The organism is Mesorhizobium sp. WSM4904, assembly GCF_029674545.1.
Taxonomy (GTDB): domain Bacteria; phylum Pseudomonadota; class Alphaproteobacteria; order Rhizobiales; family Rhizobiaceae; genus Mesorhizobium.
In genome coordinates, this window is sequence record NZ_CP121354.1 from 4,837,853 (window position 1) to 4,859,487 (window position 21,635).

At 65.6% G+C, this 21,635-nt stretch carries 20 protein-coding genes and 1 riboswitch; of the genes, 9 read left to right on the plus strand and 11 right to left on the minus strand.

Features of this window, described 5'->3' with window-relative positions; all coding sequences use genetic code 11:
* Position 1: 1 nt before the first annotated feature.
* Positions 2 to 826 (minus strand): DUF2189 domain-containing protein, encoded by an 825-nt coding sequence (locus QAZ47_RS23220; protein WP_278230873.1) that lies wholly within the window; start codon positions 824 to 826, stop codon positions 2 to 4.
* A gap of 204 nt (positions 827 to 1,030) precedes the next feature.
* Between QAZ47_RS23220 and QAZ47_RS23225 the strand changes: the two genes are divergently transcribed.
* Entirely contained in the window at positions 1,031 to 1,576 is a 546-nt protein-coding gene (locus QAZ47_RS23225) for a CAP domain-containing protein (protein ID WP_278230874.1), read from the plus strand.
* A 233-nt stretch (positions 1,577 to 1,809) separates the two neighbouring features.
* On the opposite strand, the gene QAZ47_RS23230 is transcribed toward QAZ47_RS23225, so the two are convergent.
* The 4 genes from QAZ47_RS23230 to QAZ47_RS23245 form a co-directional block, all read right to left on the minus strand.
* Positions 1,810 to 3,342 carry a DHA2 family efflux MFS transporter permease subunit gene (locus QAZ47_RS23230; RefSeq protein WP_278230876.1) on the minus strand — a complete coding sequence of 511 codons (1,533 nt, stop codon included), beginning with the start codon at positions 3,340 to 3,342 and terminating at the stop codon, positions 1,810 to 1,812.
* A 349-nt stretch (positions 3,343 to 3,691) separates the two neighbouring features.
* Complete coding sequence (locus tag QAZ47_RS23235; RefSeq protein WP_278230877.1) at positions 3,692 to 4,936, minus strand: HlyD family secretion protein; 1,245 nt, start codon at positions 4,934 to 4,936, stop codon at positions 3,692 to 3,694.
* Positions 4,933 to 5,412 carry a MarR family transcriptional regulator gene (locus tag QAZ47_RS23240; protein WP_278233856.1) on the minus strand — a complete coding sequence of 160 codons (480 nt, stop codon included), beginning with the start codon at positions 5,410 to 5,412 and terminating at the stop codon, positions 4,933 to 4,935. Before QAZ47_RS23240 ends, QAZ47_RS23235 begins: the two co-directional genes overlap by 4 nt.
* A 119-nt stretch (positions 5,413 to 5,531) precedes the next feature.
* Entirely contained in the window at positions 5,532 to 6,422 is an 891-nt protein-coding gene (locus tag QAZ47_RS23245; RefSeq protein WP_278230878.1) for a hypothetical protein, read from the minus strand.
* A 280-nt stretch (positions 6,423 to 6,702) separates the two neighbouring features.
* Here QAZ47_RS23245 and QAZ47_RS23250 point away from each other — a divergent pair, with 280 nt between their 5' ends.
* From QAZ47_RS23250 to QAZ47_RS23280, 7 genes are all read left to right on the plus strand, one after another.
* Positions 6,703 to 7,599 carry a glycosyl hydrolase family 43 gene (locus QAZ47_RS23250; protein ID WP_278230879.1) on the plus strand — a complete coding sequence of 299 codons (897 nt, stop codon included), beginning with the start codon at positions 6,703 to 6,705 and terminating at the stop codon, positions 7,597 to 7,599.
* Positions 7,600 to 7,702: 103 nt separating this feature from the next.
* Positions 7,703 to 8,311: a CDP-alcohol phosphatidyltransferase family protein gene (locus tag QAZ47_RS23255; protein ID WP_278230880.1), complete on the plus strand. Its 609-nt coding sequence runs from the start codon at positions 7,703 to 7,705 to the stop codon at positions 8,309 to 8,311.
* Positions 8,312 to 8,342: 31 nt separating this feature from the next.
* The gene (locus QAZ47_RS23260; RefSeq protein ID WP_278230881.1) at positions 8,343 to 10,130 is read left to right on the plus strand and encodes a bifunctional alpha/beta hydrolase/class I SAM-dependent methyltransferase; all 1,788 of its coding nucleotides are present in this window, start codon (positions 8,343 to 8,345) and stop codon (positions 10,128 to 10,130) included.
* Positions 10,131 to 10,205: 75 nt separating this feature from the next.
* Complete coding sequence (locus QAZ47_RS23265; RefSeq protein ID WP_278230882.1) at positions 10,206 to 11,543, plus strand: phosphatase PAP2/dual specificity phosphatase family protein; 1,338 nt, start codon at positions 10,206 to 10,208, stop codon at positions 11,541 to 11,543.
* Entirely contained in the window at positions 11,540 to 11,983 is a 444-nt protein-coding gene (locus QAZ47_RS23270) for a hypothetical protein (protein ID WP_278230883.1), read from the plus strand. The genes QAZ47_RS23265 and QAZ47_RS23270 overlap by 4 nt, the downstream gene beginning before the upstream one ends.
* Positions 11,980 to 12,639 carry a lysophospholipid acyltransferase family protein gene (locus QAZ47_RS23275; RefSeq protein WP_278203115.1) on the plus strand — a complete coding sequence of 220 codons (660 nt, stop codon included), beginning with the start codon at positions 11,980 to 11,982 and terminating at the stop codon, positions 12,637 to 12,639. The genes QAZ47_RS23270 and QAZ47_RS23275 overlap by 4 nt, the downstream gene beginning before the upstream one ends.
* Positions 12,639 to 13,574: a phosphatidate cytidylyltransferase gene (locus QAZ47_RS23280; RefSeq protein WP_278230884.1), complete on the plus strand. Its 936-nt coding sequence runs from the start codon at positions 12,639 to 12,641 to the stop codon at positions 13,572 to 13,574. The genes QAZ47_RS23275 and QAZ47_RS23280 overlap by 1 nt, the downstream gene beginning before the upstream one ends.
* Before the next feature lie 11 nt (positions 13,575 to 13,585).
* Here the strand turns inward: QAZ47_RS23280 and QAZ47_RS23285 are convergent, their stop codons facing one another.
* From QAZ47_RS23285 to QAZ47_RS23295, 3 genes are read right to left on the minus strand one after another with little or no spacing between them, the layout of a single operon-like run.
* Entirely contained in the window at positions 13,586 to 14,572 is a 987-nt protein-coding gene (locus QAZ47_RS23285) for an iron ABC transporter permease (protein WP_278233857.1), read from the minus strand.
* A gap of 29 nt (positions 14,573 to 14,601) precedes the next feature.
* Positions 14,602 to 15,549 (minus strand): ABC transporter substrate-binding protein, encoded by a 948-nt coding sequence (locus tag QAZ47_RS23290; protein ID WP_278230885.1) that lies wholly within the window; start codon positions 15,547 to 15,549, stop codon positions 14,602 to 14,604.
* Positions 15,550 to 15,576: 27 nt separating this feature from the next.
* Positions 15,577 to 16,365 carry an ABC transporter ATP-binding protein gene (locus QAZ47_RS23295; protein ID WP_278230886.1) on the minus strand — a complete coding sequence of 263 codons (789 nt, stop codon included), beginning with the start codon at positions 16,363 to 16,365 and terminating at the stop codon, positions 15,577 to 15,579.
* A gap of 179 nt (positions 16,366 to 16,544) precedes the next feature.
* Positions 16,545 to 16,750: riboswitch (cobalamin riboswitch) on the minus strand.
* 207 nt (positions 16,751 to 16,957) lie between these two features.
* Here QAZ47_RS23295 and QAZ47_RS23300 point away from each other — a divergent pair.
* On the plus strand, positions 16,958 to 17,791 hold the full coding sequence (locus QAZ47_RS23300) for an AraC family transcriptional regulator (RefSeq protein WP_278230887.1): 834 nt from the start codon (positions 16,958 to 16,960) through the stop codon (positions 17,789 to 17,791).
* A gap of 163 nt (positions 17,792 to 17,954) precedes the next feature.
* Here QAZ47_RS23300 and QAZ47_RS23305 read toward each other — a convergent pair whose 3' ends face one another.
* The 3 genes from QAZ47_RS23305 to QAZ47_RS23315 form a co-directional block, all read right to left on the minus strand.
* Positions 17,955 to 18,890 (minus strand): helix-turn-helix domain-containing GNAT family N-acetyltransferase, encoded by a 936-nt coding sequence (locus tag QAZ47_RS23305; RefSeq protein WP_278230888.1) that lies wholly within the window; start codon positions 18,888 to 18,890, stop codon positions 17,955 to 17,957.
* 331 nt (positions 18,891 to 19,221) lie between these two features.
* Entirely contained in the window at positions 19,222 to 20,358 is a 1,137-nt protein-coding gene (locus QAZ47_RS23310) for an alanine racemase (protein ID WP_278230889.1), read from the minus strand.
* On the minus strand, positions 20,355 to 21,635 hold the full coding sequence (locus tag QAZ47_RS23315; RefSeq protein WP_278230890.1) for a D-arabinono-1,4-lactone oxidase: 1,281 nt from the start codon (positions 21,633 to 21,635) through the stop codon (positions 20,355 to 20,357). The genes QAZ47_RS23310 and QAZ47_RS23315 overlap by 4 nt, the downstream gene beginning before the upstream one ends.

Consider the following 21,635-nt stretch of genomic DNA (forward strand, 5'->3'; position numbering starts at 1 on the left):
CCTACATCGGCCGGCGAACCGGCCGGATCTGCTCCGGCTCGACCACCTTGCGGTAGAGGTGCCAGGTCGCGTGGCCGAGGATCGGCATGACGACGGCGAGCCCCGCAAACAGCGGGATCGAGCCGATCACCAGAAGCACGGCGACCGTCAGGCCCCAGAGCGCCATCTGCAGCGGATTGACTATTACCGCGCGCGCCGAGGTTTCGATCGCCGAGACGGCGCCGACATCGCGGTCGAGCAGCAGCGGGAAGGCAATCACGGTGGTGGCCAGCACGACGACCGCGAAGATGAAGCCTGCCGCATTGCCGAGCAGGATCAGCGTCCAGCCCTTGCCGGTCGTCAGCACGTCGCGCAGGAAGGTGCCGACCGAAGCCGGCGGCTCGGCGCCGAACAGGCTGGTGTAGAGCGATTGCGCGGTGAACAGCCACAGAAGGAACAGCGCGAAAAGCAGGACGCCGATCACCGCGATCGAGGGCAGCGCCGGCGAATGACGCACGTCCAGCGCATGGTGCCAGCGGCTGCTCATGCCGAGTTCGCGCCGGCGGCTGATCTCATAGAGGCCGATCGCCGCGAAGGGTCCGATCAGCGCGAAGCCGGACATCAGCGGATAGACGAGCTGAATGGCGTTGGAGCCCGACGACCACTGCGTCAGGATCAGGCCGACGATCGGATAGATCAGGCATAGGAACACATAGTGCGAAGGCTTGGCCCAGAAATCCTCGGCGCCGAGCCGCAACGCATCCCACAGATCAGACGTGGTGATGTGGCGCACCGTGGGCTGCACATGCATCCCTCGCGCGTCCGCCATGACATGAAAACCGGCCATTACCGTCCTCCGTATTGCTCGGGGGCGGTCACCGCCTGGGTGGCCGCCCGTGGCTGCCACTAAAGCCTTTGTTTTTATGCATGTCGTTTCCGCAAAACCGCTGCACACTTTTGCGCGACATGCATTGGAACGCGGCGATCATAGCCGATCTTCCGGGGAATGTCGCCGCATAACGCGATTTTCAACGCCTGCCCGGCAAAAGCCATGATCGCCCGTATCAGAGGCCGCATGACCAGCCTGACCACCGATTTCCGCAATCTCGACAGACGCGCATTGCTCAAAGCCATTGGACTCAAGGCCGCCGGCCTTGCGGCGCTCACCGCCATTGCCGCCTGCACCAGCGTCTCGCTGCCGACCGGCGAAGGCGCCGGCGTGTCGTCCTCCGCTATCACCACCTTGAGCACGATCCGCACATCGGCCGGACTGCCGGCGCTGGTTCCGGATGCGCAGCTCGAACAGGCCGCACTCCAGCAGGCCGGCTACATGGCCTCGCGCGCCCGCATGAGCCACACCACCGGCTGGGGCAAGGATTTCGCCTCGCGCATGAAGGACAACGGCGTACACGGCGCGGCGGGCGAGAACATCGCCGAGGGCCGCTTCGACCTGCAGAAGCTGTTCGACATCTGGATGCATTCGGACGGCCACCGTCGCAACATGCTCGATCCGGACTTCAGCCGGTTCGGGCTCGCCTATGTGCGCGACGGCCGCGACCCCGGCCTGCGCTACTGGGCGCTGGTGCTGGGTAGATAGCGGAGAGAGGGGCGTTCCTTCGCGCCCTCTGACCGATTGCATAATCTCCCTCCTTGAGGGGGATATGGCCGGCAGGCCAGAGGGGGTCGGTCCGACTGGGCTCGGCTTGCTTGTGCAGATGGAGGTTGGCGTTCTATGCGCGGCGAACCCCTCTGTCGCCTTCGGCGACATCTCCCCCTCAAGGGGGGAGACTACGCAGTCGACCCAGCGTCGCGGAGCCGAAGCGATGAAAATCAATCCATATGCGCTGCCGGCGCGCCGCCGGCCGGCGCGGCCTTCGGCTTGCGCAGCAGGATCACGAACGGAACGGCGATCAGCGTCATCACCATCAGGATTTTGAAGTCGTTGATGTAGGAGATCATCATCGCCTGGACGTTCACCAGCCTGTCGACCTGCGAAAGCGCTGAGGGATCGCCGCCCGCGGCGGCCGGCGAGGCAGCCCACAGATTGGGGTTGTAGGGGTTGATGAAGGCTCCGAGCTCGCTGTGGTTGATCTGCGTGTTCTGCACCATCAGCGCCGCAACCACCGACACGCCGATCGAGGAACCCAGATTGCGCACCAGGCTGAACAGCGAGGTGGCATCGGTGCGATAGCGCGCGTCGAGCGTGGCGAAGGCCACCGCCGACAGCGGCACGAACACCATGCCCATGCCGAGGCCCTGTATGACGCCGGACGAGATGATCAGCCAGTTGTCCATCTGCGGCGTGAAGCTCGCCATGGTGTAGAGCGACTGCGCGGTGAGCAGGAAGCCGATGGCGACCAGGATACGCGCGTCGATCCGATGCATGATGCGGCCGACGACCAGCATCGAGATCATCGTGCCGATGCCGCGCGGCCCCAGCACGACGCCGATGGTCACAGTCGGGTAGCCGAAGATGTTGGCAAGCATCGGCGGCAGCAGCGACATCGAGGCCAGGATCAGCACACCCATGACGAAGATGAAGCCCAGCCCGGTCACGAAATTGCGGTCGAGGAAGATTTTTGGGTCGATGAAGGGATGCTCCGACGTCACGGTGTGGATGATGAACACCCAGAAGCCGGTGATCGACAGGCCGAGCTCGACCCAGATCTCGGTGGAAGAGAACCAGTCGACCTCGCCGCCGCGGTCGAGCAGCAGCTGCAGCGCGCCGACGCCGAGCGAGATCATGGCGAAGCCGAAGAAATCGAAGTTGCGCACGCGCTTGGCGACGGCAGGCAGATAGGCTGCCATGCCGAGGAAGGCGAGGATACCGACCGGCAGGTTGATGAAGAAGACCCAGCGCCAGTTGAAATTCTCGGTCAGCCAGCCGCCGAGCGTCGGCCCGAGGATCGGCCCCAGCATGATGCCGGCGCCCCAGATGGCCATCGCCTGGCCATGGCGCTCCCTGGGATTGATGTCGAGCAGGAAGGTCTGCGACAGAGGCACGATCGCCGCGCCGAACACGCCCTGCAGCAGGCGAAAGAGCACCATCGTCTCGAGGCTCCAGGCCATGCCGCAGGCCATGGAGAAGATGGTGAAGCCGACGACGGAGGCCAGGAACAGCTCCTTGCGGCCGAGGCGGTCGGCGAGCCAGCCGGTGACCGGCGTCATGATCGCGGCGGCGACGATGTAGGAGGTCAGCACCCAGTTGATATTGTCGGGCGAGGCGCCGAGATCGCCGGTCATGGTCGGCAGCGCGACATTGGCGATCGTGGTGTCGAGCGCCTGCATGATCGTCGCCAGCATCAGCGCGACCGTGATCAGGCCGCGATGCGGCACTTCCTTGAAGGGTTCGGGCGTGCTCATGATGGCGAACTTCCAGCAGGTAACAAAAACGTGTAGCTATTTGTTTCTACGCAATTCCGGACGGAAAACCGCTACACACTTTTCCTGGAATTGCTTTAGGTTTCCGGGCGGCAAGGCCTTCCGTTGAGAGACCCTCATCGCGGTGGGACGCGAGGATCGATGTGGGGGTTACATCGACCGAAAGTCTCTGTTCGAGCGGATGCCTGCCGCCCGGAAACCTGAGGACCGACGGGTCCGTGTCGAAAGCTTCAGCCTGGATCGAGCCGCGAAGCGGCTCGTCTCAAACGCTTAGCTTTCCCACTTCTCCCATCATACCAATTCCCTGCTCCAACTCCCTGTCTCCAGGTCGCTATTGCGCCTGCTCGCCGGCCGTGGCGTGGCCGAAGATCGACGGCAGGCCGCGCGCCACACCTGTATCGACGGTGACCGTCGCGCTCATGCCGGTGCGCAGCGCCATCTTGGCGTCGGGGTCGATCAATTCCAGGCGCACGGGGATGCGCTGGGTGACCTTGACCCAGTTGCCGGTGGCGTTCTGGGCGGGCAGCAGCGAGAACTCGGCGCCGGTGCCGGCGCCGATCGCCTTGACGGTCGCCTCGAAGGTCCGGCCCGGATAGGTGTCGACCACGATCTCCGCCTTCTGGCCCGGCTTCATATGGGTGAGCTGGGTCTCCTTGAAATTGGCGTCGATCCAGGTGTCGCCGGTCTCGACCAGCGCGAACAGCGGCGTGCCGACGGCGACATACTGGCCGACCTTGAAGGACGAGGCCTGGTAGACGACGCCGTCGGCGGGCGCCTTCACCGTGGTCTGCGCGAGGTCGTAGGCGGCCTTGTCGCGCGCGGCGATCGCCGACATCACGGTCGGATGCTTGTCGGTCTCGATGTCCGGGTTGCCGCCGAGCGCCGCCTTGGCGCTGACGATGCCCTGCTCGGCGACCGCCAGCTGCTGCTTGGCCTTGTCGAGGTCGTTGCGGGCCTCATCCAGCGCCGACTTGGCATTGATGCCCTTCTGGGCGAGATCGGCGGCGCGGTCATATTGCGACTGTGCGTAATCCACTTCGCTGCTCGCCGACTTCTCCTGCGCCATGGCCTGGCTGTAGGCGGCGCGCAGCTGCTCGACATTGAGGCGCGCGGCGGCCACCGCCGCGTCCGCCTGGGCCAGCGCAATCCTGTAGGGCTCGGGGTCGATGACGAAGAGAAGATCGCCCGCCTTGACCGTCTGGTTGTCGGCAATGCCGACCTTAACGATGCGGCCGGCCGTATCCGAGGCGATCGAGATCCTGGCCTGCTGCAGGTTGGCGTTCTCTGTTTCCTGGTAGCGCCCGCCCGTCACCCAGACATAAGCGCCGCCGGCGAGCAGCGCGAGCGGCAGCGCGACCATCAGCAGGAAGCGGCCCGTACGGCGCTTCTTCCTCGGCGCCGGCGTCGGCTGCGGCGCGGGTGCCACCGAAACCGGGGCGGGCGCCGGTTGCGCCGGGGCTTCGGCAATCGGCTCCGCCGACGCCTTGCCGATCGGCTCCGCCGACGCCTTGCCGGCCGGCTGCGCCTCCATCTCAAGCTTGGTGACGTTGTCTTCTATCTTGGCTGCCGCGTTCATGCTGCTGCGCCTTCCTTATTCTTCATCTTTTCCAGGGACGACGTTTCACCGTCCGTCAGATTCTGCACGATCGTGTCGAGCACCCGGATCAGGATGCGGCGGTCTTCCGGCGACACGCCGGTGAGCGATTCCTCATAGACCTCGCCGGCGAGGCTCTTGACGTCGGCATAGGCCGCGTTTGCCTTCTCGGTCGGGAAGATCATGCGAACGCGGCGGTCGGTGGCGTCCTGGCGGCGCTCGATCCAGCCGCCCTCCTCCATCCTGTCGACCAGGCGCGAGACGCTGATCGGCTCGATCTCGAGCAGTTCGGCAAGCCGCGCCTGCGCCACGCCCGCCTCCTTGGCGACGCGGACGAGAAGCCGCCATTGCGCCGAGGAGAGGCCCAATCCACTGGCGCGCGCCTCGAAGCGCTTGCGCATGAGACGCTGCACGTCGTGGATCAAAAATCCCAATCTGTCGATGCCGTCTGAAACCATGAGCGGCATATATAATAAGCGTGCTTACTATTCAAGCAAAATGCATTGTTCCAGATGCCGGCAAATCGCATGGCAGCCATGCGATGCGTTCATGGTTACCGGTCGGCGAAGAAATGCTGTCAGGAAAGCGTGGCGAAGTCCGGGTCGGGTCCGGCCTTGAGCTCCAACAGCCTGCCGATCACCCTTGTGCCGAGTGGCTGCCGCAGGCTCAGGCGCTTCGCCTCGGCCATCTGCACATCGAGCGGCGCAGCGCGATTGCGCTGGAAGAACTCGAATATCCTGCGGCGCGCAAAGGCTCTTGTCCTGGAAGTCGAGAAGATGCTGAAGCTGCCGTAGGATCGCACCACCTGATGATCCTTGGCCAGCGCCACGCCGAGGGCGAACTGTTCCAGCGTATGCGTGTCGACCTTCCCGAACAGTCCGCGGATGACGCGGTCGGCGCACTCGACACTTGCCCGCATGTTCCGGTGCAGCCCCATTACCGCCGAGCTCCAAAGCGGCGCGCTTGGCGACAGGACGAGATCGTCGTCCGCGAACAGGTCTTTCGGCAGGCCGGCAAGGCCCCGGTAGTGCGATTTCGGCGACCTGTTCGCCCGCCCTTCGCTGCGGAACAGAACCGCCCTCCCCGGCGTGACGCGGCCGATGTCGATATCGGGATTGCCGGTGAAAGCGATATCGCTGTCGATGTAGAGCACGCGCTCGAAGCCGCGGCCCAGCACGTCATGCATGACGCGGTTCTTGATGCGGAACCAGTAACGGCCTTCGAGCGACCAATCGCTGATCTGCTGCGGCAAGATCGGCACGATCTGGAACGGATAGTTTCGGAACAGCTCAGGGCGATCGGTATAGATCACGATCGGACTGGCATCACCCTTGTAGGCGCTGATCAGCAGACCTGCAAAAATCGCGCTATAGTGATAGCCAAGTCCGTTCCCATAAGCGATTATGACATATGCCTGCGACAAACGCTGCTCGACAGTGCTGTCATGGACAGCACCGAGCACACCCACACCAATTTCCGTACAACCCCACCTCTCGATTGCGCATTCACCGCAATCGAGCACCCCCATCTTGCTTATACTGGGAGCAACCCAGCACCTAAACCCGGTCTTCACATAATGCTTTGTTCTTTCCCCAGTCAAGGGCAGCACTATCTGGCCAGGATTACGTCAGCATGACATGCTCGACTTAGGCCAAAAGAATTGGCGAATGGAAATCGCCGGTCCATACACACGGTTTGCGGGCGATACAGTTTGCTGCGTAGATGCGCCGGCGCGAGGGGGCGAATCCATGGTCGACATCTGGCAAGTGGGCATTGTGCCCGAATCGATCGGAAATGCTCTTGCCCCGCACGGTCTCGACAAGAGCCGTGTCGTCTGGCTGCCGCCGCAGGGATCGTTCCGCTTCGTCGCCGACCCGTTCGGCCTTTTCCATGGCGACCGTTTCACGGTGATGGTCGAGGCCTATGACTACCGGGTGAAACGCGGCGAGATCCATTACTACAGCTACGACCGGGACTGGACGCTTCTGGAGCGCGGCGCGGCCCTGAAGGAGCGGTTCCACCTCTCCTATCCATTCCTGATCCGGCAGGGCGAAGACATCTTCATGCTGCCGGAGGCTTACCAGAGCGGGCGGCTGACGCTTTACAAGGCGACCGAATTTCCGAAGGCATGGCAGCCGGTTGCGGTGCTGCTTGACGAGCCGGCGGTCGATGCGACGATCTTGCGCCACCAGCAGCGCTGGTGGATGCTCTATGCGCTGCATGGTCCCGACGGCCAAGACACGCGAGAGCTGCACGCCGCCTTCGCCGACAGCCTGACCGGCCCATGGCGCAAGCACCCGCAAAATCCGGTACGCACCGGCCGCGCATCGTCGCGGCCTGCCGGCTCGGCCTTCGAGCATGAGGGCCAGCTCCATTTCCCGACGCAGGATTGCGAGGCGGGCTACGGCACCGCCATCAACCTGTTGCGCATCGAGCGCCTGACGCCGGAGGAATTCTCGGCCGGCATCGTCAAGCGGCTGTCGCCGGAGGAGTGGCTCGACGGCTTCGACACGGGCCTGCACACGCTGTCGGACGGTGGCGGCGTCACGCTGATCGACGTGCGGCGCGTTGAGCGCTCACCGACGCGGCACCTGATCAAGCTGCAATACTGGTTGCGGCGACGGCTTGCGGCGACGCCTTCATAGCCGGGCGTCAACCGACTGAAAATTCACTGTGTTTTCGCCGTGCGCTGGCGTCGTTCGGCATGTTCATGATACAGATGTTGGCGTGGATCGGGGGATCAACGCAATGCCGACGCTCTATGTGCTGAAGCCAGCCTTCCAGGACAGGCTGCGGCCGCTGGTCGGCAAGTTGGCTGCAATCGGCGTGACGGCCAATGGCATCACCATACTGGCAGCCGTCCTCTCCGTGGCGGCCGGTACGGCGATCGCGGCCTTGCCCGATTGGCGCGCGCCGCTCTTCCTCATCCCTGTCGTGCTTTTCGTTCGCATGGCGCTCAACGCCATCGACGGCATGCTCGCGCGGGAACACGGCCAGGCCTCTATCCTCGGCATGTACCTCAACGAAATCTGCGATGTCGTCTCCGACCTCGCGCTGATCCTGCCCTTTGCCGCCTTTCCGCAATTCGGCGCCTGGGGCGTCGTCGCCTTTGCCGTGGCGGCGGCGCTCTCCGAATTCGCAGGCGTGCTCGGCATCGCCGCCGGGGTCGGGCGAAACTATGCCGGGCCGTTCGGCAAAAGCGACAGGGCGCTGGCGCTCGGCGTGGTGGCCGTGCTCGCCGCCGCCGGGCTTTGGCCGGCCGCAATCGCGCCTTTTGTGTTTCCGGCCATGGCTACGCTTTCGCTGCTGACCGCCATAAACCGGATACGCGCCGGTCTTATTGGCAGCGCCGGCTGAGCATCGAGCCATGCCGCCCGGGGGAAACGCCATGCTTCACGAACAGATCGCCACCGTACCGGCGCAAAACCTTGCCCGGCAGGCGCAGGAACGCACGTTCCGCAGCCATGACGGCACGGAGATCTTCTACCGTTTCTGGCCGGCGGTGTCCGCCGAGGCCAAGGGCGCCATCGTGCTCTTCCATCGCGGCCACGAGCATGGCGGCCGCATGGCGCATCTGGTCGACGAACTCGGCACGCCCGATTACGCCTTCTATGCCTGGGACGCGCGCGGCAACGGCCGCTCCACCGGCGAACGCGGCTATGCGCCGTCTTTCGCGGCGCTGGTGCGCGATATGGACTGTTTCATGCGCGAGGTCGCCGCCAGGGACGGCTTTGGCACGCAGGACATCGCGCTGATCGCGCAGTCCTTCGGCGCGGTGCTTGCGGCCGCTTGGGTGCACGACTATGCGCCGAAACTTCGCGCCATGGTGCTGGCCTCGCCGGCCTTCTCGGTCAAGCTCTACGTGCCCTTCGCCAAGGAAGGCATCGCGCTCTGGCAGAAGATCAAGGGGCGCTTCTTCGTCAATTCCTACGTCAAGGCGAAGCTGCTGACCCATGACCCGGCGCGCATCGCCTCCTTCGAAAACGATCCCCTGATCACGAGGCCGATCGCGTCGAACATCCTCGTCGAGCTCTACCAGCATGCGGCGCGCATCGTTGCCGATGCGCGCGCCATCACCGTGCCGACGCAGCTTCTCCTGTCGGGCAGCGACTGGGTGGTGCGGCATGGCCCCCAGCACGAGTTCTTCGTCAACCTCGGCAGCCGCATCAAGGAGCGGCACGTTCTGCCGGGCTTCTTCCACGACACGCTGGGCGAGCGCGACCGCGCCGAAGCCCTCGACCTGATCCGACCGTTCCTCGAAGCGCGATTCGCGGCGCCGGCAGAGGCCGTCGACCTCAAGCAGGCGGATATCGCCGGCTACACGCGCGACGAGGCCGACCGGCTCGCCTCGCCGCTCGATCTCCTGTCGCCCAAGGGCCTCTACTGGGCGATGAGCCGCGCCTTCATCCGCATCGGCGGCTGGTTCTCGCAAGGCATGAAGATCGGCGTCGGTAACGGCTTCGATTCCGGTTCGACGCTGGACTATGTCTATGAGAACGAGCCGCGCGGTCTCGGGCCGATCGGACGCATGGTCGACCGGACATTTCTGGACGCCATCGGCTGGCGCGGCATCCGCCAGCGCAAGGCCAACATCGAGGAGCTGATCGGCTCGGCGCTGGCAACGCTTAAGGCCGCGGGACGATCCACCAACATCCTGGACATCGCGGCCGGCCACGGCCGCTATGTTCTCGATGCGATCGCCAAAAGCCCGGAGCAACCGACCAGCGTGCGCCTGCGGGACTATTCCGACCTCAATGTCGAGCTCGGACGCAAGCTGATCGCCGAACGCCAATTCCCGGCGAGCGTGTCGTTCCAACGCGCCGACGCCTTCGACGGCGATGGGCTCGTCGCGCTGGATCCGGCGCCGGATCTCGCCATCGTCTCCGGGCTCTACGAGCTCTTCTCCGACAATGCCCTAATCGCCCGCTCGCTTGGCGGCCTTGCCCGCGCCATGCAACCCGGCAGCCTGCTCCTCTATACGAACCAACCCTGGCACCCGCAGCTCGAGATGATCGCGCGCAGCCTGACCTCGCATCGCGGCGGACAGGCCTGGGTGATGCGGCGTCGAACGCAAGGCGAGATGGACCAGCTGGTCGAAGCGGCCGGTTTCGAAAAGCTCGACCAGCGGATCGACCAATGGGGCATCTTCACCGTCTCGCTGGCAAGGCGTGTTTAGATCAAGAGACAGAGCACTATGTCGTCCGGAAGCCGCTTCACACTTTTCGGCATCATGCTCTAGGACCACCGACGCATGCCGACCGGTGTCGAGACCCCGCCGCTTTCAACCAGCCCAGCCGCCGAGCCCTATGGGCGGATCGTGATCGGGGCCGGGCTTTGGCTCGCCTTGCTCGCGCCGTTCTTCTATTCGACGTACGGCTTCGCCAACTGGCTGGCCTCGACGCGCGACCATGTCGGCAGCATCGTGTTCTCCTGGGAGCACCATGTTCCGTTCGTCGCCTGGACCATCGTGCCCTACTGGTCGATCAACCTGTTCTACGGACTGTCGCTCCTGCTCAACGACAGCCGGCGCAGCGTCGACCGCCTGGCCGGTCGCTATCTCACCGCGCAGATCGTGGCCGTCGCCTGCTTCGTCCTGTTTCCGCTCACCGCCACTTTCGTGCGGCCGGCGACGAGCGGCCTGCCGGGCTTCCTGTTTGCCGTGCTCGGCGGCTTCGACAAGCCGTTCAACCAGGCGCCGTCGCTGCACATCGCGCTTTTGGCGATCATCTGGGATCACTGGCGCCTGCGCCTTGCCGGCCCGCTTTCGATGCTGTGGCACGGCTGGTGCTTGCTGATCGGCGCCTCGGTGCTGACGACTTGGCAGCACCATTTCATCGACATCCCGACCGGCGCGCTGCTCGGCTTCTTCGCGCTGTGGCTCTTTCCGGCCCAGGGCGAGTTGCCCTTCGCCGATTTCAACCTGACCACCGACGGCAAGGCGCGGCGGCTTTCGCTGTGCTACGCGCTGGGTGCCGCCCTCGCGCTCGCGGGCACTGCGATCGGCACCGCCATTTCCGCCGTCGCGCTCGTCCTTTTGTGGCCGGCTCTGGCGCTGGCCATCGTCGCCTTCGCCTATGCCGGAGCCGGCGCGAAAGTGTTCCAGAAGACGGCGGACGGCCATGTGTCGCTGGCAAGCCGCATCCTGCTTTGGCCTTACCGGTTGGGCGCCTGGGTCAACGTGTGGGTATGGACGCACAAGCTGCCGCCGGTCGTGGCGGTTGCCGACGGCGTCTTCCTTGGGCGTTTTCCCGTTGCCGGTGAGGCCAACGGCTTCGCCGCGGTGATCGACCTTGCCGCCGAGCTGGAACGGCCGCGCGGCGTGACAGGCCGTTGGCAAAGCTTCGGCATGCTCGATCTCCTGCCGCCGCCGGCGGACATGCTCGACCGGGCGGTGGCGGCGATCGAGCCGGCACGCCGGCAAGGCACGGTGCTGGTCTGCTGCGCGCTCGGCTTCCAGCGCAGCGCCACCGTCGTCGCCCGATGGCTGGTCGCCACCGGCCGCTCGCATACGCCGGCGCAGGCGCGCAAGCAGCTCGCCGCCTCCGGCCGACCGGTGCATCTCCAGGCCGGACTGGATGAGCCGCCATGAGGGACGAAGCCTATCAGCAACGGACAACCGCCTTCGCCGCCATGCTGATCAAGCAGGCGGCGTGGCCGGCCGCCATCGTCATCGCCGGCGACAGCGTCGCGCCTCTGGTCGCTTCGGCGCGCGGCGCGTTCCAGGCGCCGATCGCGGTCCTGGCGCTTCTGGTCGCGGCGGCGAGCGCCGTCGTGGTGCTGGGGCTTTCGGCACTTCTCGTCTTCGACGCGCTGCTGTTCCGGCTGATGGCGACGCACCCCGACGAGCTTTCCGGCGGCGCCGCGGTCGACGATATCCTGGCGCGCATGCAGCTGAAGCCCGCCTCTTCCGCTTCGCGCCCGCTCGACGACCGCATCGCCGGAACGCGCCGCCTGCTCGCCCGGCAGCGCTTCGCCTTCGCGATCTTCGTCGCCGCGTTCCTCGCAGCAGGGTTCTGGATGCCCAGATGAGCAGGCTTGCGCTCCGGACCTTCACCCTGCTGCAGACGGTCACTTCCGTCGGCCTGTCGGCGCTGGCATGGGCCGTGACCGGCGTGCGCCCGATCTGGAGCGGCAGCCAGCCGTCCGACCGGCAGCGCATCTATTTCGCCAACCATACCAGCCATGGCGATTTCATCCTTTTGTCGGCATGCCTCAGCGAGAAGGAGCGCGCGATAACGCACGCGGTGGCCGCCGCCGAATATTGGGGAAAGTCGCGGCTGCGCCGCTTCATTGCCGAGGACATGCTGTCCTCCGTGCTGATCAGCCGGCAATGGACGAGCCCGGAAGAGAACCCGATCTCCGTTATGCTCTCGGTCCTCGACCAGGGCCATTCGCTGATCATCTTCCCGGAAGGCACGCGCAACATGAGCGACGAGCTGCTGCCGTTCCGCTCAGGGCTCTACAACCTGTCGATGGCGCGGCCCGATGTCGAATTGATCCCGTGCTGGATCGAGAACATGTCGCGCGTGCTGCCCAAGGGCCAGTTCCTGCCGGTGCCGCTGCTTTGCCGCGTCGTCTTCGGCGCGCCGGTGGCGGTGGCGCCGGGCGAGGAACGCCGCGCCTTCCTCGAGCGCGCCCGCGCAGCACTTCTGGCGCTCAATCCGCGCCCCGACCGAGACGATTGATGCGCCACGAAATCAGCATTCTCATTGTCGGACTCTTCGTGGTGCTGACCACCGCCAGCGCCACCGCCGCCATGTTGTCGGCGCGCGCGCCGAAGCCGCTGAGCGCGACGCTCGTCAACCTCACGCAGCGCATCAACGCCTGGTGGGTGATGGTGGCGCTGATGACGGTCGCCTTCTTCTTCGGCCGCTACGGCATGACCATCCTGTTCGCACTGATCTCGTTCGCGGCGCTGCGCGAATTCGTGACGCTGACGCATAGCCGCCGCAGCGACCATTGGGTGCTGCTCGGCATGTTCGGCATCGTCATTCCGTTCCAGTACTGGCTGGTGTGGACGGCCTGGTACGGCCTGTTCGTCATCTTCATCCCGGTCTACTGCTTCCTGCTGATGCCGGCGATCACGGCGCTGCATGGCGATACCGGGCGCTTCCTGGAGCGCGTGTCGGCGCAGCAATGGGCGATTATGATCTCGGTCTACTGCGTCAGCCATGTCCCTGCCCTGCTGACGCTCAACGTGCCGGGCTTCGAGGGCCGCAATCTCCTGCTCATCGCCTTCCTGATCATCGTCGTGCAGGGCAGCGACGTGCTGCAGTACATTTTCGGCAAGCTGTTTGGAAAACACCGCTTCTCACCCAACGTCTCGCCGTCGAAGACCTGGGAGGGCCTGATCGGCGGGCTGGTCGCGTCGAGCCTGCTCGGCGCGCTGCTCTCCTTCATCACACCGTTCTCGCCGCTGCAGGCTTCGGCCGTCGCGTTCGTCGCCTGCACGATGGGCTTCCTCGGCGGGCTCGTCGCCTCGGCCATCAAGCGCGACCAGGGGGTCAAGGACTGGGGCCACCTGATCGAGGGCCATGGCGGCATGCTCGACCGGACCGACAGCCTGGTCTTCGCCGCGCCGATCTTCTTCCACATCGTGCGCTATTTCTGGACGGTGTGATCGCCGGCGAACTAAAGGCGGTTGCGCATCAGCAGCGTGACGACGAAGAAGGCGCCGAGCGAACTGGTGATGATGCCGATCGGCAGTTCCTGCAGCGGCAGCAGCGTGCGGGCCAAGAGATCGCTGGCCAGGAGCAGGATCGCCCCGAACAGCGCGCAGATCGCTATCAGGGGCCGATGCAGCGGACCGGCCAGCGGCCGGGCGAGATGCGGGATCATCAGGCCGACGAAGCCGATGACGCCGGCCACGGCAACGAGGATCGCGGTGGCCAAAGCCGCGATGAGGAACGTGGTCTTGCGCATCCTCGCCACCGGCACGCCGAGGCTTTCGGCAGCGCTTTCGCCGGCGAGGAAGGCATCGAAGCGGCGGTGGTTCCACAGGCCATAGGCGAGGATAATGGCGGCGCCGAGCGCCGCCAGGCCGATATTGTCCCAGCGGGCGAGACCCAGCCCGCCCATGGTCCAGAACAGCACCGAATGGGCGGCGCGCTGGTCACCGGCGAAGACGAGGTAGTTGGTTAAGGCGGTGAACATGAAGGAAACGGCGAGCCCGGCGAGGATCAGCCGCTCGGGCCCTTGCCCTCTCACCCGCGACACGAGCAGAAGCACGATAGCCGCCGCCAGTATGCCGCCGGTGAAGGCCGCCACCGGCAAGGTCCAGATGCCGAAACTGTCGCCGAAGATGGTGATGACCGAGACCGCGCCGGCGGCGGCGCCCGAGGAGAGGCCGAACAGGAACGGGTCGGCGAGGTCGTTGCGGGTGACGGTCTGCAGCAGCGCGCCGACGACACCGAGGCCGGCGCCAACGGAGATCGCCAGCAGCGTGCGCGGCAGCCTGAGGTCGACGACGATGCCGCCGACAGGTCCCGGCACGGCCTGGCCGTTCAGACCGGCCGCACGCGCCAGGGCGCCGAAAACCTCGCGAAGCGGTATCAGCGTCGAGCCATAGGCGATCGACAGCAGTGCGAGCGCGACCAGAAGGATCGCGCCCAGCGTCATGGCGAGGGTGAATGGCCTCTTGTGCAAGTCTAGAACGCTTCCGGATGCATGGCCCTGGCGATCTTGCCGATCGCCTCGATGTTGGCGGGTCCGGGCGTCAGCTCGGCGTAGCGCAGAGCCACGAAGCGCTCGTTCCTGACCGCGTCGGTCTCCTTCATTGCCGGATGCGCCTTGAGAAAATCGAGCAGCTTCCGATAGCCGCCGCCATCTTGGTAGTCGAGCAGGATGAGGAATTGCGGATTGCGCGAAGCGACCGTCTCCCAGTCGGTGTTGCCCCAGCTCGTTTCCATGTCGGCCATGATGTTTTCGCCGCCCGCGGCGGCGATCATGGCGTTGGGGATGGCGAACTTGCCGGCGGTGAAGGGCTTGTCCTCGCCGGAGTCGTAGAGGAACACGCGCGTGCCCTTACGGTCGCCCACCTTGGCGGTGATGTCGGCGAGCTCGGCCTTCCAGCCGGCGACCAGCTTATCCGCCTCGGCCTCCTTGCCGAAGATCTTGCCCAGCTTCTCGACATCGCCAAAGAGCAGGTCCATCGAGGCGGCGGGCCGGTTCTTGTCGAGATGGACGCAGCTCTCGGTCAGCACCAGCGTCTTGATGCCGTGCGGGGCGAGCGTGTCGGGCGTGACCTCGCCGCCCGGCTTCATGCCGTAGTACCAGCCGGCGAAGAAGAAATCGGGCTCGACGGCGACGAGGTTTTCCAGCGTCGGATATTTCGGCGCGAGCTCCGGAATAGACCCTTGCTCGGCCTTGAATTCGGGGCCGACCTTGTACCAGCCGGTGATGCCGGTGAGCCCGACGATCGACGGCTGCAGCTTCAGCGCGAAAGCCATCTCGGCCATGTTGAGGTCCTGGATGACGGCGCGCTTCGGCGGGGCGTCGAAGGTGAGCGGCTTGCCGCAACTGTCGACGGTGACCGGGAAGGCAACAGCCGCCGAGGCGAAAAGCGACAAGGCAAGGGACGGCACGAGGCGTTTCATCGGAAGATTGCTCCTTGTTTGGACGGTTCAGGCTGACGAGGAAGCGCGACCGGCAAGGTCGAAGACGGTGAGCTCGCGATCCTCGGTCGGGTGCTGCAGATGCAGCACGTCGATGCCGAACACCTCGCGGATGAGCGGCTGCGCCAGCGCCTGGCGCGGCGGCGCCAGCGCGTGCAGCCGGGCGTTGCTCATCACCGCGACACGGGTGGCGAAGGGCGCCACCAGAGCGAGATCATGCAGCACGGCGACGACGGTCATGCCGAAGCCGGCCACCAGGTCGAGCAGCTCGCCGCGGGCGCGCGGATCGAGGTGGTTGGTCGGCTCGTCGAGGAACAGGATTTTCGGCTCCTGCGCGATAGCGCGGGCGAGCTGCGCGCGCTGGCGTTCGCCGCCGGACAGCGAGCCGATGGTGCGCGCGAGCAGCGGCAAGAGCCCGGTCCGCCGCAGCGCTTCGACGACGATGTCGCGGTCGTCGCGCCGGCGCCTCAGGCCGGCGTGCGGGACGCGGCCAAGCTCGACATAGTCGATGACGGCAAGTCGCGGATCCGGCTGGTCCGTCTGGCCGACGACGGCGATGCTGAGGGCGCGCTCGGCCGCTGCGATCCTGTCCAGCCGGCGTCCGGCCAGCCGTACCTCGCCGCGGCTCGGCGACAGAGCGCCGCACAGCATGCGCAGCAGCGTCGTCTTGCCGGCGCCGTTGGGGCCGACGATGGCCAGCCGCTCGCCCGCCGCCAGCGACAGGCTGACATTGTCGACCAGCGCGCGGCCGTTGGCCGTCGCGCCGAGGCCATGGGCTTCGAGGACCGGCGGCATCACGAGCCAAGCCCCGCCAGGTTGCCCGGATGGTATTTCCCGGCCGCATATCCGATGGCTTGATGGATATGATCGATGGAGCCGTCCAGCATTCCGTCACTCTCCAAAAATGGCGACGGAAGGATGCTGGACGAGCCGGCCGACAAGACCGGTGCCCGCGTCTCCTCCCGGCACACCCCGTCCGGTCAACTCGTGTCGATGGCAGGTCTCCTGGCTCGCGGGTCGTTGCGCCATCCGCCTTCCCAGCCTTGCCGGCCAGTGGCGTTCGGATGGAGCTCGCCGCTCACAGTTGCGGGGGCAGCCACGGCCTCGACCCGAAGCAGGTCTCACCGTGTTCCCTTTTCACCCCTCGCCTTGCGGCTCGGGGACCATGACGCCACCATCGTAGGTTGTCCGCGCGCGAGTCGCAACGGGCCGCCGCGCATCCCCTCACTACAGCTGCCATTTTGTTCTCCCTTCGTTATGTAATAACGTTACGCACTAGAGAATGCCGCCTTCGTTTGTCAACATCGTTTCGACTTCGCTCACCGCGCAATTTCGATCAAACTGGCTGTCGGCGCGGTGGCTAGTGTCACCCCGCCAAATGCGAGGAGCCATGAACCCGACCGAGAAAGCGCTGTGGTTTGTCGAAAGCCGTCTGCCCGATGCGATTTCGCTCGACGATGTCGCGGCAAGCAGCGGCGTGTCGCGCTTCCATGTGACGCGCGCCTTCGGCGCCGCGACCGGACGGTCGGTGATGGGCTACGTGCGGGCGCGCCGGCTCAGCGAAGCGGCGCGCAAGCTTGCGGGCGGCGCGCCCGACATCCTGTCGGTCGCGCTCGATGCCGGCTACAACTCGCATGAGGCTTTCACGCGGGCTTTCCGCGAGCAGTTCGGCACCACGCCGGAACTGGTGCGCGCGCAGGGCTCGACCCAAAATCTCGACCTCGTGGAGCCTATCCTGATGGACAGTTCATTTCTCGCCGCACTCGAACCGCCGCGCTTCGAGACCAGCCGGCCCTTCCTCATCGCCGGTCTCGGCGAGCGCTACAGCTGCGAGAGCAGCGCCGGCATCCCGATGCTGTGGCAGCGCTTCGGCCCCTATATCGGCCACATTCCCGGCGAGGTCGGCGACGTCGCCTACGGCGTCTGCGTCAATGGCGACGATGCCGGCAATTTCGACTACATCGCCGGTGTCGAGGTGAGCGATTTCTCCGACCTGCCCAAGGAGTTCTTCCGGGTGCGGGTGCCGGCGCAGAAATACGCGGTGTTCACGCATCGCGAGCACATCTCGACCATCCGCCGCACCGTCAACACGATCTGGAACAAATGGCTGCCGGCCTCGGGACACGAGATCGCCGACGCCCCGGAATTCGAGCGCTACGGGCCGGAATTCGATGCACGCAGCGGCAATGGCGGGCTGGAAATCTGGGTGCCCGTGAAGGGCTGAGGCGCCTTCCCTTCTCCCCTTGCGGGAGAAGGTGGATTGGCGCGCAGCGCCAAGACGGATGAGGGGTGTTCCAGCGGAGTGAGACGCCGGCGTTCCCTGGAACACCCCTCATCCGACCGAGCTTCGCTCGGCCACCTTCTCCCACAAGGGGAGAAGGAAGAGGCTACAGCTCCAGATTCCAGGTCTGGCCGACCAGATCCTTGCCGAAGGAATGGTGGCGTTCTTCCTCGACCAGCTTGAAGCCCGCCGCCTGGTAGATGCGGCGAGCCGAGCCCAGTATGTCGTTGGTCCACAACGTCAGCGTCTTGTAGCCCTTGGCGCGCGCGAAGGCGATGCACTCGTCGACCAGCCGCCGGCCGATGCCCAAGCCGCGCGCCGAGGGCTCGACATAGAGCAGCCTGAGCTTCGCCACCTTGGGCGATTTGCGGACAACGAAGACCGAGCCGACCACCTCGCCTTCGCGTTCGGCGATCCAGCTGCGCTCCCATTGCGGGACGAAATTCTTGACGAACTCGCCGAGGATCTCGGCGACCAGCGCTTCGTAGGTCTCGTCCCAGCCATATTCCTGCGCGTAGAGCAGGCCCTGGCGGTGCGTGACCCAACCGATGTCGCCGACCTGCAGCGGCCGCAAGATATAGGGCACCTTGGGTTCGGGTTTGTCGCCGAGCAGGTCCTGCACGGTCCGCATCGCCTTGACCAGGCGCTCCTGGTCGGCCGGCGCCAGACGATCGAGCAGCGCGCGTACCTGATTGTGCGAATCCTGGTTGAGCGGCGCGAAGGCTTCCCTGCCTGCCTTGGTCAGCGCGATCGGCGAGCGCCGCGCATCGGCCTCCGAAGCGGCGCGCTCGACCAGGCCGCGCTCCTCGAACTTCTTCAGCAGCCGGCTGACATAGCCTGGGTCGAGGCCAAGGTCGCGCACCAGATCGCTGGCGACGAGGCCGTCGCGGTGGGCAAGCTCGTAAAGCACCCGCGCCTCGGTCAGCGAAAAGCTGCTCTTCAGCCAGCCCTCGTCGAGCACGCCGATCTGCCGGGTATAGAAGCGGTTGAAGGCTCGCACCGCATCGATGCGTTCCTTGCCAGGATGGTCGTGGATGGTCATAGGAGTTCCTCCTGTCGCGGACAGGATCAATCATTTAGTTGACTGAGTCAATAAATAGGCGAGCGGGACATTACACAACTTCGTCATTCCAGGGCGGAGCAAGGAGCGAAGCGACGCGCGCAGACCCTGGAATCCATGCCGTGACTTTAGAGCCTCACAACGGTGCAGACCTTGGGGCTGGAGCACCAGCGTAGGCTGTCCTTCGTTTGCATCGCATCATCCTACGGCGAACGTAACGGCATGATCCTAGGGTCTGCGCGACGCTTCGCGTCGCTCCGCCCTAGGATGACGACGTCGCGGATGCCGGCGCCAAATTGGCCCGGGCACACTCTCACCCCATCGGCAGCGCCGGCCAGAATTCGACGATGCGCCCGCCGGAAAACACCGCAAGCGAGCCGAAATGCTGCAGCACGGCCTCGCTCTGCGTCGGCCTCAGAAAAGCATAGTCCCCCGGCTTCACGTCCGATCCGGCCGGCAACCCCATGAACTGCTGGTTGGACGACAACCCTATCAACCCGCTCGGCTTCATGCCTTCGGGAAACAGCGGTTCGGCCATCCACTTGCCGCCATAGAGATAGCACCCCTTGCGCGGGAAGAGGCCGAGCGCCTGCAACGTTTTGGACAGCGCCGCCGGGCCGGGCAGCACCGGGTCGAGCGCCTTCAGGATCGGCGTCGCGATCAGGGCCGCAGGCTGGAAGCCGTCGAGGCCGGGCGTGTCGAAGTCGCTGGGCAGCACGAAGGCCGAGCCGATCGAGACTTCATTGGCGACGCCGCCGCCATGCAGCAGCGCCGTCTTCGAGCCGCCGATGTTGAGGATGCGGCGCTGGTCCGGATCGAGGGCCGCAACGAAATCGGCGGCCTTGGCCGACGCCTGCTTCAGAGCCTTGGCCGCGCCGCCGAACAAGCCGGGAATTTCCGGCGCATGCGCCTCATAGGCCATGATGCCTTCGCAGCGCAGGCCTTTCGGAATCGAGAGCGCCCCGATCTCGGCCGGGCTGGAGAACCCGCCGCGATGCAGGCCGACATCGACCTCGAAGGCGAAACGCAGCTCCGTGTCTAGCGCGCTTGCCAGCGCGCCGTATTCGGCCAGCCGCTCCGGCGTGTCGATCAGCCAGCAAACGCGCGACCGCCAGCCGGCGCCGCCCCTGGTGAGCGCGGCCCTGGCCGCGCCGGCCGGCATCGGCTTGCCGTAGAGCAGGTCGCCCTCCGGGAAAGCGTCGAGCACGGCCTGCGTCACCGGCGGATGGAAGGTCATGAACCGGTTGGTTTCAAGCGCTCTCGCGATATAGGAAAGCAGCGGCAGGCAGGGCAGCGACTTGTCGACGAGACGCACGTCGAGGCCAGGCGCCAGCCTCTGCTTCACCAGCGCGATGTTGGCGTCCAGCCTGTCGCGATCGAGCACCAGACAGGGCCGAAAGATCTCGGCCACCTTCAGCGCCTTCGACAGTTCGGCGAAATATTCGCTCATCGATCGATGCCGAACAGGCCGGCCATATAGGGCGACACGAAACGGTTCTGAGGGTCGATGTCGCGGCGCACCGCCATCGCATCGTCCCAACGCGGATAGAGTTTCTTGAAATCCGCCGCCTTCAGGCCGTGCATCTTCCCCCAATGCGGCCGGCCGCCATATCTGCGGAAGATCGGCTCGGCGGCGCGCATGAAAGGCAGCGGGTCGTTCGCCGCATCGTGGTGGATGGCGATCGAGCAGGTCAGCCTCTTGTAAAAGGGCGAGAGCCAGAATTCGTCCGGCGCCACCGAACGCACCTCCATCGGGAAGTAGACTTCCGGAAAATGCTTTTCCGTCAGCGCGATGATCTCGGCCAGCGCCTTCGGGCCTTCCTCGTAAGGCAGGTGATATTCCATCTCATTGAACCTGGTCCGACGGTCGCTGACATAGACGTTGAGCCAGTCCTGCACATAGTCCTCGGACGGCACCTTTCTCACCGCGCCCTTGATCAGCGCGCGGCGCAGCGCCGGCAGCCAGCGCAAAACGGTGCGCAGCTTACGCAACGTCGCCAGCCCCTCCTCGTCGTCCTCGGTCGGCCGCGGCGTCGGCTGCGCGTCGCTCAGATCGCTGGCGATGAACTGCGCGTAGCCGGAGAACGGGATGTAGTAGAACTCGGCCGAACGATGCGCGGCCATCATCGTCTCGAAATCGCGCAGCATGTCGCCGATCGGCATCACCCATTTGCGGCGGCGCAGCCGGTAGCTCGCGATGTTGTTCATCGTCACTTCGGTGAGCACGCCGAACGCACCCAGCGCGACGCCGGTGGCGTGGATCATGTCCTGGTCGCCCGCCCGGCTGAACTCGCGCAGCTTGCCTTGCCCGTCGACCAACTGCACCGTTTCGAGCTGCGTGTGATAGGCGCCCAGCGTCGGACCGGAGCCATGCGTGGCGGTGCCCAGCGCGCCGCCGATCGCCTGGCGGTCGATGTCGCCCATATTGGGCAGGCCCTGGCCGATGTCTTGCAGGATGCGCATCAAGGCGCCGAGGCGCGTGCCCGCCCTCACCCGCGCCCGGTTGGCGCCGGGGTCGTGCGAGACGAGCCCCTCGATTTTCTCCAGCGAGACGATGGTGCCATTCGACTGCACCAGCGGCGTGAAGGAATGGCCGGCGCCGGCGACGCGCAGGGGGCCTGGCGCCGAGCGCACCAGCTCGGCCAGCTCGCCAGCGTCGGCGGGCGCGGCGATCAGCTTGGGCGCCGCCGTTACAAAGCCCGACCAGTTGCTCCAGGCGCTTACCAT

Excerpts from the sequence above, each read along its gene's own strand:
- QAZ47_RS23260 (WP_278230881.1), top strand. The coding sequence starts at position 8,343 with ATGCTTCACGAACAGATCGCCACCGTACCGGCGCAAAACCTTGCCCGG.
- QAZ47_RS23240 (WP_278233856.1), bottom strand. The coding sequence starts at position 5,412 with ATGGTTTCAGACGGCATCGACAGATTGGGATTTTTGATCCACGACGTG.
- QAZ47_RS23275 (WP_278203115.1), top strand. The coding sequence starts at position 11,980 with ATGAGCAGGCTTGCGCTCCGGACCTTCACCCTGCTGCAGACGGTCACT.
- QAZ47_RS23285 (WP_278233857.1), bottom strand. The coding sequence starts at position 14,572 with ATGACGCTGGGCGCGATCCTTCTGGTCGCGCTCGCACTGCTGTCGATC.
- QAZ47_RS23220 (WP_278230873.1), bottom strand. The coding sequence starts at position 826 with ATGGCCGGTTTTCATGTCATGGCGGACGCGCGAGGGATGCATGTGCAG.
- QAZ47_RS23280 (WP_278230884.1), top strand. The coding sequence starts at position 12,639 with ATGCGCCACGAAATCAGCATTCTCATTGTCGGACTCTTCGTGGTGCTG.
- QAZ47_RS23270 (WP_278230883.1), top strand. The coding sequence starts at position 11,540 with ATGAGGGACGAAGCCTATCAGCAACGGACAACCGCCTTCGCCGCCATG.
- QAZ47_RS23255 (WP_278230880.1), top strand. The coding sequence starts at position 7,703 with ATGCCGACGCTCTATGTGCTGAAGCCAGCCTTCCAGGACAGGCTGCGG.
- QAZ47_RS23250 (WP_278230879.1), top strand. The coding sequence starts at position 6,703 with ATGGTCGACATCTGGCAAGTGGGCATTGTGCCCGAATCGATCGGAAAT.
- QAZ47_RS23300 (WP_278230887.1), top strand. The coding sequence starts at position 16,958 with ATGAACCCGACCGAGAAAGCGCTGTGGTTTGTCGAAAGCCGTCTGCCC.
- QAZ47_RS23310 (WP_278230889.1), bottom strand. The coding sequence starts at position 20,358 with ATGAGCGAATATTTCGCCGAACTGTCGAAGGCGCTGAAGGTGGCCGAG.
- QAZ47_RS23305 (WP_278230888.1), bottom strand. The coding sequence starts at position 18,890 with ATGACCATCCACGACCATCCTGGCAAGGAACGCATCGATGCGGTGCGA.
- QAZ47_RS23225 (WP_278230874.1), top strand. The coding sequence starts at position 1,031 with ATGATCGCCCGTATCAGAGGCCGCATGACCAGCCTGACCACCGATTTC.
- QAZ47_RS23230 (WP_278230876.1), bottom strand. The coding sequence starts at position 3,342 with ATGAGCACGCCCGAACCCTTCAAGGAAGTGCCGCATCGCGGCCTGATC.
- QAZ47_RS23290 (WP_278230885.1), bottom strand. The coding sequence starts at position 15,549 with ATGAAACGCCTCGTGCCGTCCCTTGCCTTGTCGCTTTTCGCCTCGGCG.
- QAZ47_RS23235 (WP_278230877.1), bottom strand. The coding sequence starts at position 4,936 with ATGAACGCGGCAGCCAAGATAGAAGACAACGTCACCAAGCTTGAGATG.
- QAZ47_RS23315 (WP_278230890.1), bottom strand. The coding sequence starts at position 21,635 with ATGGTAAGCGCCTGGAGCAACTGGTCGGGCTTTGTAACGGCGGCGCCC.
- QAZ47_RS23265 (WP_278230882.1), top strand. The coding sequence starts at position 10,206 with ATGCCGACCGGTGTCGAGACCCCGCCGCTTTCAACCAGCCCAGCCGCC.